1 protein-coding gene is annotated in these 440 nt (G+C 47.5%); it reads right to left on the bottom strand.

The annotated features are described in order from the left end of the window. On the bottom strand, positions 1–211 hold a 211-nt coding region (locus AB1462_RS32085; protein ID WP_367249137.1), incomplete at its 3' end, for a hypothetical protein. Positions 212–440: the final 229 nt, after the last annotated feature.

The raw sequence follows: 440 nt of genomic DNA, 5'->3' as shown, positions 1-440 counted from the left end.
GTGAAATAGGCACTGCGGGAACTGATGGGTCTTGCGCCGCCGAGACCTGAGATTTGGCGCTGGCTAGAAGGAGCACCGCCTTATAAATGATACCGATAAGGCTTCCTACTTGCCCAATCGGCACATGGTTCTTGGCTACATAAGCTGAAGCAATTCTAGACGTTAAATCAGCTAAGTCGATCTGTTTCGTTAAACACTTTGTCATCGTCAAATGTAGACCCTGCGATTGACCTAGTCAGTTTGAGTTTATCACTCTGCATCTGGTTCGAACAGCGGCAAAGACAGTCCCAGGACAAAGAAAGGCCAATGACCGGATTTTAGAAGTCTATCGCAGCTATATTTCGATAAGCATTAGTGTGATCTGTCTGGCATTAAGCAGGTGCTGGAGCGCGACCTTTGCATTTCTCCGGCATTATGGAGCAGTTGCCACAAGGTTCAGA

This window comes from Pseudomonas sp. SB113, assembly GCF_040754745.1.
In the GTDB taxonomy this organism is placed as follows: Bacteria; Pseudomonadota; Gammaproteobacteria; order Pseudomonadales; family Pseudomonadaceae; genus Aquipseudomonas; species Aquipseudomonas grimontii.
The sequence above is the reverse complement of the archived record's forward strand: the minus strand, read 5'-3'. Positions and strand labels throughout refer to the sequence as shown.